This is a genomic window from Paracoccus sp. PARArs4 (genome assembly GCF_947311865.1).
Lineage (GTDB): Bacteria > Pseudomonadota > Alphaproteobacteria > Rhodobacterales > Rhodobacteraceae > Paracoccus > Paracoccus zeaxanthinifaciens.
In genome coordinates this window covers 115,582-129,600 of the sequence record NZ_CAMZMW010000009.1, presented here as the reverse complement: position 1 = coordinate 129,600, position 14,019 = coordinate 115,582, and the positions used below count along the sequence as shown (strand labels likewise).

Genomic DNA, 14,019 nt, shown 5'->3' with positions numbered 1-14,019 from the left:
GGGTCTCAGCGTTGCGGGAACAGGAAAGCGAAGGCGATGCGCCGCCGCCAGCATGGAGTGAGCGGTTCCTCGATCACGCCGAGCCGCTCGTATGCATGGAGGAAAATGTCTGGGCCGGTCAGGATCCCGACATGCTTGGCGATGGCGCGGGGCTTCATGCGGAAGAGGATCAGCGCGCCGGGGCCTGCCTCGGCGGGCGACACCTCGATCATCATCCGGCGTGCGCTCTCGGCCAGAACCTCGCGCGGCCCGGTCTCGCCCCAGTCCCGGCTGTAGGGCGGGATCGGGAACGGCTCGGGGCCGACGACCTCGCGCCAGACGCCCCGCGCCAGCCCGAGGCAATCGCAGCCGACACCGCGCAGGCTGGCCTGATCATGATACGGCGTTCCGAGCCAGGACCGCGCAATGGTGATGACGTGCTGGGGATCAGCGGCGTTCACAGCACCGACCCCTCGTGCCCGCCGTCCTTCGTGGCGTAGCGCAGCACGGCATCCTGGCCCGGGATGTGCGGGAAACCCCGGAAGTTGACGGTGTTGGCGAACTTCGCGCCGCAGGTCTCCATACGCTTGTCGCAGCCCGCGCGGATGGTGAAGGCGTCGCCGTCGGCGATGGACCGCACCGGCGCCTCGAGCAGCGTCAGCACCGCGATGCCGTCCGTCACGTCATGGCCCAAAACCTCGGTGCGTCGTCCGGCGTTCGCTCCGCTCGTCCAGTCCAGCGTGCCGAAGGTGAACCAGCCGGAGGCGAAGCCGCCGAGGCCCGAGGCGGTGAAGGACCGGTCGCGCAGCAGATCGATCACTGCGCCCGTGCCCTTGTAGGCCGGGCCCTCCAGATCGACGCCGCAGCGTGCATCGCCGAGCGCGGCATCGCAGGTCGCCTGGAAAGTCCGCCCGACCGTCTGGCCGAGCACATGCGCAAGCGAGCGGACCTCGGCAACGAAGGCCAGCCGCCCGCGCCGGATCTGGCCGATGGCGCCGCGCCGCATCAGCACGCGCTGGCTCGTATCGGTCCAGTTCACCCGCCAGACCTCGACCTCTCCATTGTCCCAGCGGCCGTCGAGAATGTCGGTCTCGGTGATCCGGTCCGAGGTCAGCACACCCTCGGCATCCTGCGCGTCGACCGAGAGGTCCGAGCCCGAGCGCACCTCGGACGCAGTGAGCCCGCTCTCGGGTTCGAAGTCCGTGCCATCGAAGCTGAGCGTCCGGTCGTGATCGGTGAAGCCGAAGCTCACGCCGTCGACGCGGGTGATCCGCCAGCACCAGGCAAGAGTTGTTGTGCCGTCGTCGAGATGGGCCTGAAGGGCGGGTGAGAGGGATTTCATCGGCAGGTTCCCGCCATACGGTCGTCGAGATCGGCGATCCAATTCGCCCATGCGTGCGGCACCTCCGCGACGGTCTCGGCAGCTGGCCGGGCGAGCCGCGCCTCGGCATAGGAGGCGCAGCCCGCATCACCACTGCCCATCGTTGCGGCGCAGCCGCTCAGCGGGATCGCCAGCGCCGCGGCCATCGCGAACCGCGTCGCGCCCGCGCTCGACGCGCTTGCTGTTGTCTTCCATGGCATCGCGTTCCGCCTCCCGTTTGCCCGCGCGCTTCCCTTCTGCGCGCCCCCAGCCCCGGCCGAGGACAACGCCCCCGATCGCGCCGAGAGCTGCGACCAGCCAGATCAGGAACTCAGCCATCGTCCCGCTCCCCGTGCGCGGCGGCGACGCAGAGGGCTGCGACGAAGACCCCGAGGCAGCCGCCCACGACCAGACCCGCGAGAAACTCAAGCATCGCCGCGGAACCCGCGCTCGATCCGGTCGCGCAGGCCGATCAGGCCGAGACCGAGGAACATCAGCCCCGCTGGCGAGGCATCGCCAGAGCCGGCAAGCAGCGCGACGAGCCGGGACAGTTCCCCGAGCGGCCCGGTGGCGGGCAGCGCGAGGGAGGCGATGCCGGTGAGCATGGCGAGAAGTCCCGCCCACCAGGTGAGCGAATTGGGACGAACGTAGCGCATGGGGATCAGGCCCTCCGGATCAGGGTGGAAAAGAAGGCGGCCAGCCGGGCGAGCCAGCTGGTCGGCGCGGTGGGTGAAGGGGCGAGGACCGGAGGCGTCGGCGACGGACCGCGAGCCAAGGCCAGGGCCTCATCCTCGGTCAGGCGACGGATCGGCCGCGAGAAGTCCACGCGGCCTGTGCGATCCACCGACCAGACCGGGATCGTACCGCCGGGATAGCGGCCATGGCGGAACAGGTCGCGCTCCGCCTCCCGGCGCGGAATGATCGACGCCGGTCGCCGCCAGTTCAGAAACGCGTCGGCGGCCGCAACGCGATTTCCGGCATTGAGATGTCGGGTCAGCGCGGCCTTGGCGATGCCGCCGGTGTTGTATTGGAAGCTGACCAGCGCATCGAATTCATGCGGCGCCAGCGGCACCTTCACGGCGCGCAGGACGGCCGCCTCGTAAGCAGCCAGGTCGGCGCGGAATACCCGGAAGGCCTCGCGGATGCCGGCGTCGAGATCGGCGGACATGCCTCGGGGCATGGTGGCCGGATCAGGGGGCCCGGCCGCGGCCGTGTGGCCGATGCCGAAGGTCCAGACCTGTTTCACATCGAGATAGGGCCCGGGCACGAGTCCTTCGTGCCGGACGAGGGCCAGCAGGCCCCGGTCGGTCATGTGCATGAGATTACCGGAGAAGCGAGAGGATCAGGATCAGCGTCGCGACGGCGAAGCCTACCGCCAGGCGGTGGCGGAAGGCCTGCCGGGGATCGGTGGGTTCGCAGCGGAGGAAGCGCGCGAGGCGGAGAAGCTCATTCATCGCCGTCGCCTTCGTTGGCGCGGCGTAGCCGGGCGAGCAGCATCTCGATGAAGGCCGGCCCGAAGACCCCGACGAGATACGCCGCCGAGCCCGCCGCCCCGCCCGCAGGGATCGCCTCGGGCGGAAGGCTGAGCCAGGCGGTGATCACGGCCATGGAGAGGCTCCCCATCCCGGCCGCGATTAGCCCGCCGAGCAGGATGTGCCGCAGCGCATCGCGCAGCCGCATCCTCGTGGTCAGTGCGTTCGTGGCGCCGCCGAGCGCGCCCCAGGCGGCGAGGATCACGGCGGTCGAGGCCGCGAGCTCGCGCAACACGGCGGCGACGAAGCTGCCGGTGTCGTTCATCGCCGAATCTCCAGAAGCGGAATGGAGGTGATCGAGCCGAGCCGCTCGAGGTCGAGCGTCACGTCGAGCGCATCGGTGTCGAAGCGGACCGGCACGTCGAACTCGAAGCCCGCGGTGATCGCGACGCCTGCGCCCGGTGCCGCGCCAAAGCTGACGACACCTGTCGTGGTGTCGACCGACCAGCCGGAGGGTTGATCCACCCCGCCGAGGGCGATGCGCACGGTGCCCGCCACCGGCTTGGCGATGGCGCGCGCCCAGGACTGCGCCCCGGAGGCGTAGCGCTTCACCAGCTGGAAGGCGGTCGTTGCGCCGTCGCCGGTGCCGATCGCCTGGTCGGTGGGCGATGCCGTGCCCGAGGGTAGACAGGACTTGTGGTCGCCCCAGTCCTTGAAGCGGAAGCCATGGAGCCGACCGTTCCGCGCCTCGAAGAAGGCGACCACGGCCGCCAGATCGTCCGCGCGGCGGATGCCATAGGCGACGTCATAGCGGCGGCGCGAATTGGCCCAGCTGGCGTTGCGCTCTTCGTCGCCCGACGCAAGCTCGACGATCTGCGTGCGCCGCTCCGGCCCGCCGCGGGCACCGCGGCTGATGTCGTCGGGAAACCGGACCTCGTGAAACGCCATCACATGCCCCTCCGCCCGAGCGAGACCGCACGGGCGATGTCCGCCGCGACCTGCGTGCGCGATTGCCGGAAGCTCTCGGCGTCACGCGCCATGATGGTGACGTTGACCCCGCCGCCCGCGCCGTAGCTCTGAGCCTCGCGTCGAGACAGAACCCGTTCGCCCCGCTGCAGGATCGCGGGCACCTCGTCGTGGCGAAGTCCGGCCATGCCGCCGCCATGCATCCGCGGCGCGGCGGAGAAGGCCGGGGCCGGAACCAAGCGCGAGGGGCCGGCCGATCCGACCATCCCGCCCGCATGCAGGACGTTTGCGAAGATGCCGCCAGCACCGGAGAACACGCCCGAGAGCGCATTGGCGATCGGCCCGAGGATGAACCGCCGCGCCGCGAGCTGGGCGAGATCGGCGAGCAGCGAGGTGACGAGATCGCGGAAGTTCAGCTTGCCGGTCTTCACGAACTGGCCCACCGCGTTCTCGGCCGACTGGAAGGCGCCAACGAGGCTCTGGCCGATATCGCCGCCGATCTCGCGCGCCTTGCTGGCGTAATCTGACAGCGCCGCCGTGACGGCCTGCCAACCGGTGACGGCAGCTTCGGTCACGGGCTCTGCTGCCGCAGCAGCAGCCCCGGCCGCCGCGCCTGCACCTGTCGCCGCGCGACCTGCATCGCCGAGCGCCGTCTCCAGTCGTTCGGCCGCACCGGTGGCCTCGGTCAGCGCATCGGCTCCGTCCTCATCGGTGCCGCGCACCGCATCGCGCAGGGCCTGCCAGCTTTCGAGGGGCGCACGGGCCCCCTCCGCCAGGTCGCGCGCCGCGCTGCGGTAAAGGTTGGCGGACTCGAGCGCCCTGTTCGCCGCCTCGGTCAGGCCGAGATCGGGCGCGGTGAGCGGGTTGTCCTCGAACGCCCGGTCAAACGCCGTCTGCGCGGCGGTGGTCGCGGCCGTCGCCGCACCCTCGAAGCGGTTCTCGATCTCGCCGAGGTCGAGGTCCGGCACCAGCGCGATGCGGCGCTCCGACCCCAGCGCTTCCAGCCCCTGATTGATGCCGCCGATGAAGCTGTTGATGCGCGCGACCACGCCGTTCAGCATCGCCTCGACGCCGTCGACCAGGCTGTTGGCCGCTTGGAACGCCAGATCGCCGATGGCGGCGGGCAGCAGACCCCAGATCGCCTTGATCGCCTCGTAGGCGCCCTCGAACGTGTTCGCGGCGGTGTTGCCGAAACCCACGACGCTCTCGATGGCGCTCTGCATGCCCGAGGCGGCGTCCGCCTTCAGGTCGAAAAACATCGCCGTGGCGGCCGCGCCTGCAGCCGCTGCGCCCATCCGGGTCCGCTCCCAGACCTCGACGGCGACGTCCTTCAAGAGCGACATCGCTTCGCCAAACCCGCCCGCGCCGGAGACGAGGCGGGTGAACTGATAGACCAGCTCGCCCGCGCCGACGATCAGCGCCCCAATGCCGGTGCGGATCAGCGCGCCCCGCAACACGACGAGCGCGGTGGCGAGGCCGCGAACTGACAGGGCCGCAGCGGCCATCCCCGCCACCCAGCGTCCCGCGAGGAAGGCGGCGAAGGTGGCGGCATAGGTGGTCAGGCGACCGATGTTGTCGAAGAGGCCGCGGATCGCGATGCCAAGCGGTCCGGTGCGGCTGGCGACCGCCGCCATGGCGCTGGCGACGGCTTCCAGCGCAGGCGCCGCGGCGACGGCCAGCTGGTTCGCCAGCCCGCGCCAGATCAGCCCGAGCCGGGAGATCGCATCGTTCGTCCGCTCGATCTGGTCCGCGTCCTGCTCCGAGACAACGACGCCGAAGGCGAGGACGTCCTCCGTTGCCTGACGCAGCGTCGCGGTGTCGATCCGGCTCATGGCGATGGAGCCTTCCTCGCCGAAGAGCTGGCCGGCGACGGCCGCGCGCTCCGCGACGGGGACGAAGCTTTCGATCGCGGCGTTGATCGCGCCGACGCGCGCGTCGAGCGGCAGCGCGATCAGGTCGGCGGCCGAGAGGCCGAGCCGGTCCAGCGCGTCCGCGGCGGGGCCGGTCCCGGCGGCAGCCTGGCTGAGTCGCCGCGTCAGGTCCTTCGTCGCCTGCTCGATGCCGGACATGGACACACCAGCCAGCTCGCCCGCGCGCTCCAGCGTCTGGATCGAGGCGACGGTGGTGCCGAGGGACTGGGCGAGCTTGGCCTGCGCATCGACCGTCTGTAGACCGGAGCGGATCATCGCCACGCCCGCCGCGGCGGCAGCTGCAACTGCGGCGGCAGCGGCTACGGCAACGCGACGGGAAAATGCCGCTAGCCTTGCGTTCGCGGCCTCCATCTCCCGGCTCAGCCGTCCGAAGCCGCGCGACCCGGCCTCGCCCACGCCTTCCAGCTCGGCGCGCACCTGCCGTCCGCCCACGGCCGCGAGGCGGACGCTGACCCTCTTCTCAGCCATGGGAGTGCTCCATCTGCTCGTTGAGCTTGGCGACCATCACCGCTTCGATGACAGGCAGCAGTTCGGCCATGGCGAGCGGCGGCACGCCGAGTGCGTCACCGAGCGCGAGCGCCGCCGACATGTCCCAGCCGGTCACCGCGCCGGGCAGGACACGCAGTTGGCCGCCGAGTCGGCCGACAAGGTCCCAGACCTGCCAACCCTCTGGCGTTGCCGGACGGTTCAGCCGCGCCGGGCAGTCCGGGCAGGCTTGCTCGCGGCCCTCGTAGGGTGCGCATGCTTCGCAGTAGCGCTCGCCCCCGCCAAAGGACCATTCGGCGAGAGCGCGGAGGCGTTTTTTTCCTGTTCCAGCAGCAGACCCTTCGAGACGTAGGTCAGCTGGAAGGCTTCGAAGATCGGCCAGACATCGAGCAGCGCGTCGATGGCCTCCGGGCTCGGGTCGATCACGTTGCCATCCGCGTCCCCGATGCCGTCCCAGGCGAGCACGGCACGCCCCGCGAGCGCCTTCGCGAAAGCGACGGCGCGTTCCTCGTCCGAGGCTTCTTCCGGAACTGCCTCGACGGCGGGATCGCTCCGGGTCGCCACCATTAGCGCCGTGGTCAGCGGGCGCAGCTGCACCCGGACGCCGGGGGCGACGTCGTGCCAGCGCGGCGCGTTGGTCAGGTCGAGCGTGAGCATCAATACGTCTCCACTTCATTCACGAGGGTGGCGGTGCACATCCGGCCGACGACGCTGTCGCGCGCGGCCTGCCAGTCGAACGTCGCCTGGACGCCCTGCGGACCCGAGATCTCGATGCGCGGGCGCGGCAGGTAGACGGCGTGCACGGTGAAGGTGAAGCTTTCGCCCGAGGGGAGGACGTAGGCGAATTCCATCTCGCAGGCCTCGCCGTTGATGGCCTGCGTCACCAGCGTCTGGTCGGCGAAGCGCACCTCGATCCGGCCGGTCAGCGCGGCGATGGACGGGTCGGCGCCGTCGATGCGGCCGTCCGAGCGGATCGTCTCGATCCGGTCGAGGTTGTTGGCGTAGGTGATCTCGGCTGAGACCACGTTGCCGAGGGCGGACCCGTTGCGCGTGATCGCCCCGTTGAAATGCCCGAAACGCTTCAGCTCCAGCGCGGCGGGTGTCCCGGCGCTGGTGGTCGTGCCGACCGTCTCGCCCTGTGCGACCAGCCGCGCAGTTGCCGTCAGCAGGCCGGAGCGCTGCATCTGCCAGGTGATCTGGTCGAGCACGCAGCCGGAATACATCGCGTAACGCGGCACCTCGGGCATGCCGGTCTCGATCGACATCGAGGGCAGCGTCCAGGACCCCGACTGGAACTCGTGCGTCCAGGGGCCGGTGCCGGTGGTGGTCGGTGCGCCGAACGCCGCCTTCAGCCAGAAGCCGAAGGCCTCTGCGTCGAGCGGCACCACGACGTCGCCGTCAGCCGTCACCGCGTCCTTGATCGGCGCCAGCGGGTCGCGTCCGTAGCCGAGAAGCTCGGAGTTGAGGAGCGGCTGCTCCGCGCCGAGCGATGTGCTGGCGAAGGGCATGCGGGTGAAGCCGCTGGCGGGTGGCGTTCCATAGGTCGTTTCGAACGCAAGCGCCATCAGCGCCCGCGCCCCTTGGGCTCGTGCCATGTTCGTCTCCTGTGGTCGGTTGGGTCAGGCCAGCGGGTCGGCCGTGGAATAGTGCAGCACCACCGGGATGACGGCCGCCTTCAGGCTCGCCGCGCCTTCGACCGGCAGATCGACCGGCCGCGGCGCTTTCGCCTCGACCCAGTCGCAGAGCCCGCCCAGCGTGCGGTCGGCGGCAAGCATCGAGCCGACGCTGGCGGTCAGCGTGTCGAAGGCGGCGTCACGGTCGGCGCCCTGAACGACCGCCTCGATCTCGGCGCGGTGCTGATAATGGTAGCGTAGCGGCGACAGTGTGACCTCCGGCTCCCCTGGCTCGCCATCGCGCAGGATCAGCAGCCCCTCGGCCGGCACGCGCTCGGGCAGCACCTCACCGCGCAGGGCGGTGGCGGGCAGCACCGAGAGCCGCGCGTGCAGCGCGGCGAGGATGGTTTCGCGCGGGGTGGGCATGAAAGTTACACGTCACCAGAGGCTGTTGCTGCGGCTACCTTCTGGCCCCAACGTCCAGCTTGTCGCGCAATGGCCTCCGACTTTGCAGATGGCCAACTAATCTCTTTGAGAAATTCGTTAAGAAGCTCTGTTGGCTCGTAAGCATCCAGCGCGCGAGCGTCATTCCAACTAAGCGCATGCTTCGGCGCAATCCGCCTAACTTGAGTTTCGAGAGCGTAGAGTTCTGTTTTCGAACAATGTTGCAGAGGCATACCGACTGCACTGCAATATCTTCTCGAAAACATACGTCGAAGCTCTTTTGCAGCGCGCCCGTCTCCAGCATGTGTAAACAGGTCGCCCCGCGTGTGAAACATGCGCCCCGCATTGTATATCGTGGAGAACTTGTGGCTATTTCCATCTCCACCAACATGGTAGTCATGGATCCGCCTTCTCAGACCCATCTCTGTCACTCCGATGTAGCGGGCCACGCCTTCATGATCGTACAAGGCATATATGCCCTGATCGGTAGGCAACGCGTTCAATCTGACCGGGGGAGATTCAAGCAATCTCTCGAGAACAGTTTCTGACCTCATGGATAACTCCGCCATTTCTTTCGGCTTAGGCCATCTACAGCCTCCCCTCCACCCAATTCGCCACGATCAGCCCCGGCACGCTGTTCAACGTCCGGTCTGCATCCCGCGCGAGGTCGAGCCGCTTCGGCAGCTTGACCTGCGGAACCAGCAGGAAGATCGGCGCGGTGACCTTGCCGCGCCCGGTCTTCGAGCGCGACACCACCGCCTGACCCTTCGTGTTCAGCCGTCCCTCCGCCACCAGCAGGCTCGGGCCGGTGCGGCGATAGACGAAGCGCAGGCGCAGCCCGCGGCGGCGCTCCCATTCGCCGGGCGTGATGCGGCCGCCGCGCAGGGATTTGCCAGCAGCTGGCAGCGGGATCGCCAGCCAGAACCCGTTCTTCGAGCGGATCAGCGGCCCCGTGTCATGCGCGCCCACGATGACCGGAGCTTTCGACCAGACCAGCGCCGCCGCGTCCAGGCTCTCGCCCGACCTCGGGAAGTTCTGGCTCCGGATCGAGTTGGCCAGCCGGGGCCCGAGCCCCGCGCCGGTGATCTGCAGCCTCCACGCGGTCTTCAGCCCGGTCCCGGCCTCGCGCATGGCGGCCGTGACAGCGCGTTCGCCCGCCGCGACTTCGGCCGCCATCATCGCGACGATGTCGGGATCGATATCGAGCTTCAGTTTCACGCGGGCCTCAGATCGACGGTCCAGACCAGCCGCTCGCGGTCACGAACCGGCTCTCCCTGGATGAGGAAGGCGTCGCCGTCGATCTCGATGCGATCGCCCGGACGCGGGCTCGCCACCTCGGCGACGCGCAGGTCGATCCGGGTGGTCTCGGACCAGAGCCGGGCATCGCCGAAGTCGGAGACGACATCCGCGCGCCGGGCGACGGCACGCACCAGCACGGGCGCGCCGCCGTCGGCGATGTAGATTGCGTCCCGGCCGATATTGGGATCGGCAAAGAGCGCGCCCACGGCGGCAGCGAAGGCGCTCATCAGAACGTCGCGTTCAGGCGCACTCGGCCAATGGTGTCGCCCGCGCCGCTCGCCACCGCCTCGACGGCCACGCCGATCAGTGTGTTGTCGGTCGCGACCGTGGTGCAGCGCTTGTTGGTGCCGTCCCAATAGACCTTGGCGCCGACGGTCCAGGCCTGGGAGCCGACCTTGGTGATGTCGAACACGCCGACGAGCGCGGTCTCGACGGGCTCGCCGAGGGCGGCCGCTCCCGCGGCGATGCCGAAGATGGAGCCGACGAGCAGGCCATCGCCGGAGGCGACGGCATAGGGTGCGGTCAGGGTGATGGTGTTGCCGGGCTGGACGAAGTTTTTCATGGGGAGGATCCTTGTGGAAAGACGAAGGGCGGCCCGTCAGGACCGCCCGCGTGTCAGGGTTCGGCATGGGGTGCGGGTTACGCGCCCGGGTTCTTGTAGAGGCCGCGCCAGTCGATGGCCTTGGCGCCGAAGTCGAGGCGGCACTTGATCTCGACGCCGTCGACGTCGAAGCCGTTGCGCGTCTCGATGTAGGCGCCCTGCTGGCCTTCGAGATAGGCGTACTCGATGGTGTCGATCTGGTTCGGGCTGGCCGCCAGATACCAGGCGGTCTCGCTGGCGGCGTCGAGCCGGGGCTCGCTGATCGGCGCCAACGTCCGGATCGATTGCGGCACCACGCTGGACGTCGCAGCAGGCACGAGGTTTTGGGCGACCAGCTGCTCGGCTTTCAGTTCCAGCGAGGCCGGCACGATCAGGAAGGCAGGCCGGACGTTCAGCACCGTTTTCTTGTCGAGCCCCCTCTGCTTGGCCATCGCCGCGCGGGCCGCGCCGACGCTGCTCACGTCGAGCGCCGCCCCGGTGCCCGCGAGGTTCTTATGGGTGTTGTGGAAGAGCGCGTTTCCGTCGGCCATCGCCGGGTTGGCGGTGATGATCCCCCAGACCACGTCCGACTCCAGCTGCGCGATGGAGTTGCCGTACATCGCCGGGATCCGGGTGAAGGCGTCGAGATCGTCGTTGATCAGCGTCTGGCGGGTGATCGCGACCACCCGGCCATAGGTCTTGACCTTGTAGCTCTCCTTGCTCTCGCCGAGCGTCCCGCGCTTGAACTCGCCGCTCTCGCCGACCTCGAGCAGCTGCGGCGCCTCGCCGAGCTGCACCCGGTGCATCGCCTTGAAGTCAGTGGCGAGCACTTGGCGGCAGAACAGCATGAAGGTGCGCGGATAGGCCTCGTAGGCTTGCCGGAGGGTCTTGTTGGTGACCGCCGACAGGATCTCGGGGAAGTCGGAGGTCGAGTGCAGCGCCCGCGTCGCCACCTCGTCGCGCGACAGGCCCCGCGTATTGACGCCCGCATTGCCGAGGCTCTCGCGGGCCAGTTCCATGAGCGTCATGCCGCGATACTGGCGGGCGGCGTCCTCCAGCTGGAACAGCGTCGGGCTGTAGCGATGCAGGAGCGCGTTCGCCACGGCGTCGCGGCGGGTGATGCGTTCGTCCCGGCCGCCGAGCGGCACGGAGACATGGGGGAAGGTCCGGGTCTCGTCCGACTTCGCGGCGACCTGATCGAGGATCAGGCGGCGGGACTCGTCGACGCTGACGCCGCGCTTGACCAGATCCTCGGCGAAGCCGCGCTCGAGGTTCAGGCGGCCCGCGAGATCGTAGATTGTGGAGACGCGGTCGCGCTCGGCCTCGCGGGCGCGGGTGGCGACCGCCTCGGTGTCGGGCGCAGCGGGGGCGTCGGTCTTCGGATGCGTGCGGGTTTCCACTGCGGCGACCTTGGGTTCGGGCGCAGCCGCTTTCGGCTCGGTCATGGGGGTGTCCTCGGTTTCGACCGGCTCGGTCGGCTGGTTGGTGGTGGGGTTTGCGGCGTCGCTCGCCGGGGTTTCCGTCTTGTCCGTCATCGGGATCGGTCCTTTCGTTGTGGAAGGGGCGTCCCGGCGGTGGAGGACGCAGTCGTGAAGGGGGTGCTGGGCGCGGAAACCGGCGGCGGGGTCGGCGCCGACCGCGACGGCGGAGACCTCGAAGGGCGTCCAGTCCACGGCCCGCCAAAGCTCCCGGGCCGCCTCGGGCTTCGAGACCTCGAAGCGGTGGACCTGATAGCCGATGGAGACCGCGCGGATGTGCCCGGCCTGGATGTCGCGCCAGATCGGTTCGACATCGGCGCGCTCGCTGATCCGCACCAGCGCGATGCCGCGGCCGTTCTCGATCCGCGCCGAGCCCGGAACGACCGAGCCGATCACCGCATCCAGCGTGTCGAGCTCGTGCACCTTGAGGAAGGGCGCGCCCGCGTTCAGCCGGTCGAGGCGGACATGGGCCGGGTCGAGGCTCAGCTCCTCGTCATAGGGCTCGCCGAAGAAGGTGGCGCGGCGGACGCGGGCCCCGGCCGACCAGACCACCTCGACGGTGCGGCTGTCGGCATCGGCCGTGTTCGGCGCAAGCTCCGCCGACCGGCGCATGGCCGGCAGTTCGATCATCGTGTCCATGGGGTCAGTCCTGTTGGTCGGCCTGCGCCGGTTCGGTTTCCGCGTCGGCGGAGGAGTCGTCGGTATCCGGTGCGTCGGCGGCGGGATCGGTCGCCGGATCGCTGGTCTGCGCGCTGCCGGTTTTCGTGACACGGCGCGGGTCGCTGTCGAGCACCAGCCCCAGCGCGTCGAGCTTGGCATTGGTCGCTGCGATCTCGGCCAGCACGGCGTCGGGATTGCGGCCCTGTTTCGCGATCACCTCGGCCAGCGTCATGGTGCCCGAACGGATCGACAGCAGGTTCGCCATTGCATCCTTCTGCGGATCGACCGCCTCGAACTTCGGCGGCGACCATTCGACCGGTACGGTCGGAGACGGGATCTGGCCCGCCGCCCACGCCGCCTCGGTGAACCACCGCCAGACCGGCGCGCAGAACATCGGAATGAAGAGTTGCCACTGCACGGCGTCGATCTGGCGGCGGAACTCCACGAGCCCCGCGCGGATCGAGGAATAGTTGACCTGGCTGAGGTCGCCGGTAAGCAGCTCGTAGGGTACCCTGAACCCGGCCGAGATCGTGTGCAGGCTGGCGCGCTTGTATTCGCCATAGCCGCCCGTCGCCGATGGCTGGTTGAAGCGGATGTCCTTGCCGCCGCGGGCATAGGCGATCAGCCCCGGTTCGAACTGCTCGACCCGGTTGCCATCGGCATCGACAACGGAGGGCGCGATGCCCTGTTGCGCCTCATCATCGCCGAACACGATGGCGGTGACGCAGGCCTCGGTCTTCTTGCGGACCAGTTCCGCCACCTCGTAGTCGTCGAGATCACGCAAGCTTCGGATCACCGGCGCGCCCCACGGAACCCCGCGCGCCTGCGTGCGCTGCTTCTCGTACACATGGGCAATCTCACTCGCCGGGACCGGGCGGCTCTCCAACCCGTTCTGCAAGGCCCCGTAGGCGTCGCCCGGGTGCTCCGCGTGGAGCCAATAGGCCCGGCGCTTGCCGACCGGGTCGAACTCGATCCCCTGGACCAGCCGCCCCGCGCCGAGGGCGCCGGACTTGGTGGCGTCGAGGAAATCGGCTTCCAGAACCTGCAATTGCAGCGGCACTGGAAGACCATCGCTTGCCCGCCGCAACCGGCGGCGCACCAGCACCTCGCCTGCCTCGACCATCTCGCGGCAGATCAGCGTCTGCAGACCGTAGAAGTCGAGCTGGCCATCGGCGTCGCAGTCTGCCGTCCAACGTTCGAACAGCGCGTCGACCTTGCGGTCGAGCTTGTCGTCGCCGCTGGCGGCGCGCGGCATGACGCCCGCGCCGATGATGTTATTGACTAGGACCGCGACGGCCTTGGCCGCGTGCGGGTTGTTGCGCACCAGATCCCGCATCCGGTCGCGCAGCAGCGCCCCGGCGACACCGATCTCGGTGTCGGCGGAGGATCCCGGCGCCCGCCAGCCCTCCGTCCGCCGTCCGCGCGCGGCACCGTCATAGCCCCGTGTCAGGGTCTCGAAGGCCTGACGCGCCATCACGCGGCGGGCGGCCATGCGCGGCGCCACCGTGGCGATGGCGTGATCGAACCAGGTCGCCGACATCATCGATCCCCGCGCGAGAAGCCAGCGAGCCCGGCCACCGGCAGCGGACGACCCACGCCCGCGATGGCGCGCTCGATGGTCCGGATGCGGGCGAGTAGGTCTACGGCCGAGCCGTAATCCACCGACTTGCCGTCATAGCTGACCCGGGTCGTGCCGCTGGCATAGGCCCGGCGCAGCGCCGAGAGCTCGGTTTCCGTCCAGTCGGTCATGT

Annotated in this window: 19 protein-coding genes; all 19 read right to left on the bottom strand. The window is 69.4% G+C overall.

The window, feature by feature from the left end; translation table 11 throughout:
- Positions 1–5 precede the first annotated feature (5 nt).
- The 19 genes from QMZ16_RS09590 to QMZ16_RS09500 all read right to left on the bottom strand — a co-directional run bounded on the left by QMZ16_RS09590 (position 6) and on the right by QMZ16_RS09500 (position 14,017).
- A complete protein-coding gene (locus QMZ16_RS09590; protein ID WP_090735024.1) occupies positions 6–440 on the bottom strand; it encodes an NlpC/P60 family protein in 435 nt (144 codons plus the stop codon).
- Positions 437–1,321 (bottom strand): DUF2163 domain-containing protein, encoded by an 885-nt coding sequence (locus QMZ16_RS09585; protein WP_090735022.1) that lies wholly within the window; start codon positions 1,319–1,321, stop codon positions 437–439. The genes QMZ16_RS09590 and QMZ16_RS09585 overlap by 4 nt, the downstream gene beginning before the upstream one ends.
- 126 nt (positions 1,322–1,447) lie before the next feature.
- Positions 1,448–1,678, bottom strand: a complete 231-nt coding sequence (locus QMZ16_RS09580) for a hypothetical protein (RefSeq protein ID WP_090735021.1) — start codon at positions 1,676–1,678, stop codon at positions 1,448–1,450.
- 86 nt (positions 1,679–1,764) lie between these two features.
- Positions 1,765–1,995: a hypothetical protein gene (locus tag QMZ16_RS09575; RefSeq protein ID WP_028031150.1), complete on the bottom strand. Its 231-nt coding sequence runs from the start codon at positions 1,993–1,995 to the stop codon at positions 1,765–1,767.
- Positions 1,996–2,000: 5 nt separating this feature from the next.
- Complete coding sequence (locus QMZ16_RS09570; protein ID WP_119001068.1) at positions 2,001–2,657, bottom strand: lysozyme; 657 nt, start codon at positions 2,655–2,657, stop codon at positions 2,001–2,003.
- A gap of 4 nt (positions 2,658–2,661) precedes the next feature.
- Positions 2,662–2,793 carry a hypothetical protein gene (locus QMZ16_RS09565; RefSeq protein ID WP_264080903.1) on the bottom strand — a complete coding sequence of 44 codons (132 nt, stop codon included), beginning with the start codon at positions 2,791–2,793 and terminating at the stop codon, positions 2,662–2,664.
- Entirely contained in the window at positions 2,786–3,136 is a 351-nt protein-coding gene (locus tag QMZ16_RS09560) for a hypothetical protein (protein ID WP_090735018.1), read from the bottom strand. Before QMZ16_RS09560 ends, QMZ16_RS09565 begins: the two co-directional genes overlap by 8 nt.
- Complete coding sequence (locus QMZ16_RS09555; protein WP_119001067.1) at positions 3,133–3,759, bottom strand: DUF2460 domain-containing protein; 627 nt, start codon at positions 3,757–3,759, stop codon at positions 3,133–3,135. The genes QMZ16_RS09560 and QMZ16_RS09555 overlap by 4 nt, the downstream gene beginning before the upstream one ends.
- A complete protein-coding gene (locus tag QMZ16_RS09550; RefSeq protein WP_090735014.1) occupies positions 3,759–6,176 on the bottom strand; it encodes a phage tail tape measure C-terminal domain-containing protein in 2,418 nt (805 codons plus the stop codon). The genes QMZ16_RS09555 and QMZ16_RS09550 overlap by 1 nt, the downstream gene beginning before the upstream one ends.
- Positions 6,169–6,312: a hypothetical protein gene (locus QMZ16_RS09545; RefSeq protein WP_158644569.1), complete on the bottom strand. Its 144-nt coding sequence runs from the start codon at positions 6,310–6,312 to the stop codon at positions 6,169–6,171. The genes QMZ16_RS09550 and QMZ16_RS09545 overlap by 8 nt, the downstream gene beginning before the upstream one ends.
- A gap of 83 nt (positions 6,313–6,395) precedes the next feature.
- Positions 6,396–6,851 carry a hypothetical protein gene (locus QMZ16_RS09540; RefSeq protein WP_119001066.1) on the bottom strand — a complete coding sequence of 152 codons (456 nt, stop codon included), beginning with the start codon at positions 6,849–6,851 and terminating at the stop codon, positions 6,396–6,398.
- Positions 6,851–7,789, bottom strand: coding sequence for a phage tail tube protein (locus QMZ16_RS09535; RefSeq protein ID WP_119001065.1), 939 nt, complete (start codon positions 7,787–7,789; stop codon positions 6,851–6,853). Before QMZ16_RS09535 ends, QMZ16_RS09540 begins: the two co-directional genes overlap by 1 nt.
- A gap of 24 nt (positions 7,790–7,813) precedes the next feature.
- Positions 7,814–8,233 carry an acyl-CoA transferase gene (locus tag QMZ16_RS09530; protein WP_119001064.1) on the bottom strand — a complete coding sequence of 140 codons (420 nt, stop codon included), beginning with the start codon at positions 8,231–8,233 and terminating at the stop codon, positions 7,814–7,816.
- 606 nt (positions 8,234–8,839) lie between these two features.
- Positions 8,840–9,469, bottom strand: coding sequence for a DUF6441 family protein (locus tag QMZ16_RS09525; RefSeq protein WP_282603064.1), 630 nt, complete (start codon positions 9,467–9,469; stop codon positions 8,840–8,842).
- Positions 9,466–9,777 (bottom strand): hypothetical protein, encoded by a 312-nt coding sequence (locus tag QMZ16_RS09520; protein WP_133395132.1) that lies wholly within the window; start codon positions 9,775–9,777, stop codon positions 9,466–9,468. Before QMZ16_RS09520 ends, QMZ16_RS09525 begins: the two co-directional genes overlap by 4 nt.
- Complete coding sequence (locus QMZ16_RS09515) at positions 9,777–10,112, bottom strand: DUF2190 family protein (RefSeq protein ID WP_133395133.1); 336 nt, start codon at positions 10,110–10,112, stop codon at positions 9,777–9,779. Before QMZ16_RS09515 ends, QMZ16_RS09520 begins: the two co-directional genes overlap by 1 nt.
- Positions 10,113–10,189: 77 nt before the next feature.
- Complete coding sequence (locus tag QMZ16_RS09510) at positions 10,190–12,247, bottom strand: prohead protease/major capsid protein fusion protein (protein WP_282603063.1); 2,058 nt, start codon at positions 12,245–12,247, stop codon at positions 10,190–10,192.
- Between the two features lie 4 nt (positions 12,248–12,251).
- A complete protein-coding gene (locus QMZ16_RS09505; protein ID WP_282603062.1) occupies positions 12,252–13,808 on the bottom strand; it encodes a phage portal protein in 1,557 nt (518 codons plus the stop codon).
- A complete protein-coding gene (locus tag QMZ16_RS09500) occupies positions 13,808–14,017 on the bottom strand; it encodes a hypothetical protein (protein ID WP_282603061.1) in 210 nt (69 codons plus the stop codon). The genes QMZ16_RS09505 and QMZ16_RS09500 overlap by 1 nt, the downstream gene beginning before the upstream one ends.
- Between the last annotated feature and the right edge of the window lie 2 nt (positions 14,018–14,019).

Bases quoted from the DNA above. Each gene is read 5' to 3' on its own strand.
- QMZ16_RS09585 (WP_090735022.1), bottom strand. From the start codon at position 1,321: ATGAAATCCCTCTCACCCGCCCTTCAGGCCCATCTCGACGACGGCACA.
- QMZ16_RS09580 (WP_090735021.1), bottom strand. From the start codon at position 1,678: ATGGCTGAGTTCCTGATCTGGCTGGTCGCAGCTCTCGGCGCGATCGGG.
- QMZ16_RS09575 (WP_028031150.1), bottom strand. From the start codon at position 1,995: ATGCGCTACGTTCGTCCCAATTCGCTCACCTGGTGGGCGGGACTTCTC.
- QMZ16_RS09570 (WP_119001068.1), bottom strand. From the start codon at position 2,657: ATGCACATGACCGACCGGGGCCTGCTGGCCCTCGTCCGGCACGAAGGA.
- QMZ16_RS09565 (WP_264080903.1), bottom strand. From the start codon at position 2,793: ATGAATGAGCTTCTCCGCCTCGCGCGCTTCCTCCGCTGCGAACCCACC.
- QMZ16_RS09560 (WP_090735018.1), bottom strand. From the start codon at position 3,136: ATGAACGACACCGGCAGCTTCGTCGCCGCCGTGTTGCGCGAGCTCGCG.
- QMZ16_RS09555 (WP_119001067.1), bottom strand. From the start codon at position 3,759: ATGGCGTTTCACGAGGTCCGGTTTCCCGACGACATCAGCCGCGGTGCC.
- QMZ16_RS09550 (WP_090735014.1), bottom strand. From the start codon at position 6,176: ATGGCTGAGAAGAGGGTCAGCGTCCGCCTCGCGGCCGTGGGCGGACGG.
- QMZ16_RS09540 (WP_119001066.1), bottom strand. From the start codon at position 6,851: ATGCTCACGCTCGACCTGACCAACGCGCCGCGCTGGCACGACGTCGCC.
- QMZ16_RS09535 (WP_119001065.1), bottom strand. From the start codon at position 7,789: ATGGCACGAGCCCAAGGGGCGCGGGCGCTGATGGCGCTTGCGTTCGAA.
- QMZ16_RS09530 (WP_119001064.1), bottom strand. From the start codon at position 8,233: ATGCCCACCCCGCGCGAAACCATCCTCGCCGCGCTGCACGCGCGGCTC.
- QMZ16_RS09520 (WP_133395132.1), bottom strand. From the start codon at position 9,777: ATGAGCGCCTTCGCTGCCGCCGTGGGCGCGCTCTTTGCCGATCCCAAT.
- QMZ16_RS09515 (WP_133395133.1), bottom strand. From the start codon at position 10,112: ATGAAAAACTTCGTCCAGCCCGGCAACACCATCACCCTGACCGCACCC.
- QMZ16_RS09510 (WP_282603063.1), bottom strand. From the start codon at position 12,247: ATGGACACGATGATCGAACTGCCGGCCATGCGCCGGTCGGCGGAGCTT.
- QMZ16_RS09505 (WP_282603062.1), bottom strand. From the start codon at position 13,808: ATGTCGGCGACCTGGTTCGATCACGCCATCGCCACGGTGGCGCCGCGC.
- QMZ16_RS09500 (WP_282603061.1), bottom strand. From the start codon at position 14,017: ATGACCGACTGGACGGAAACCGAGCTCTCGGCGCTGCGCCGGGCCTAT.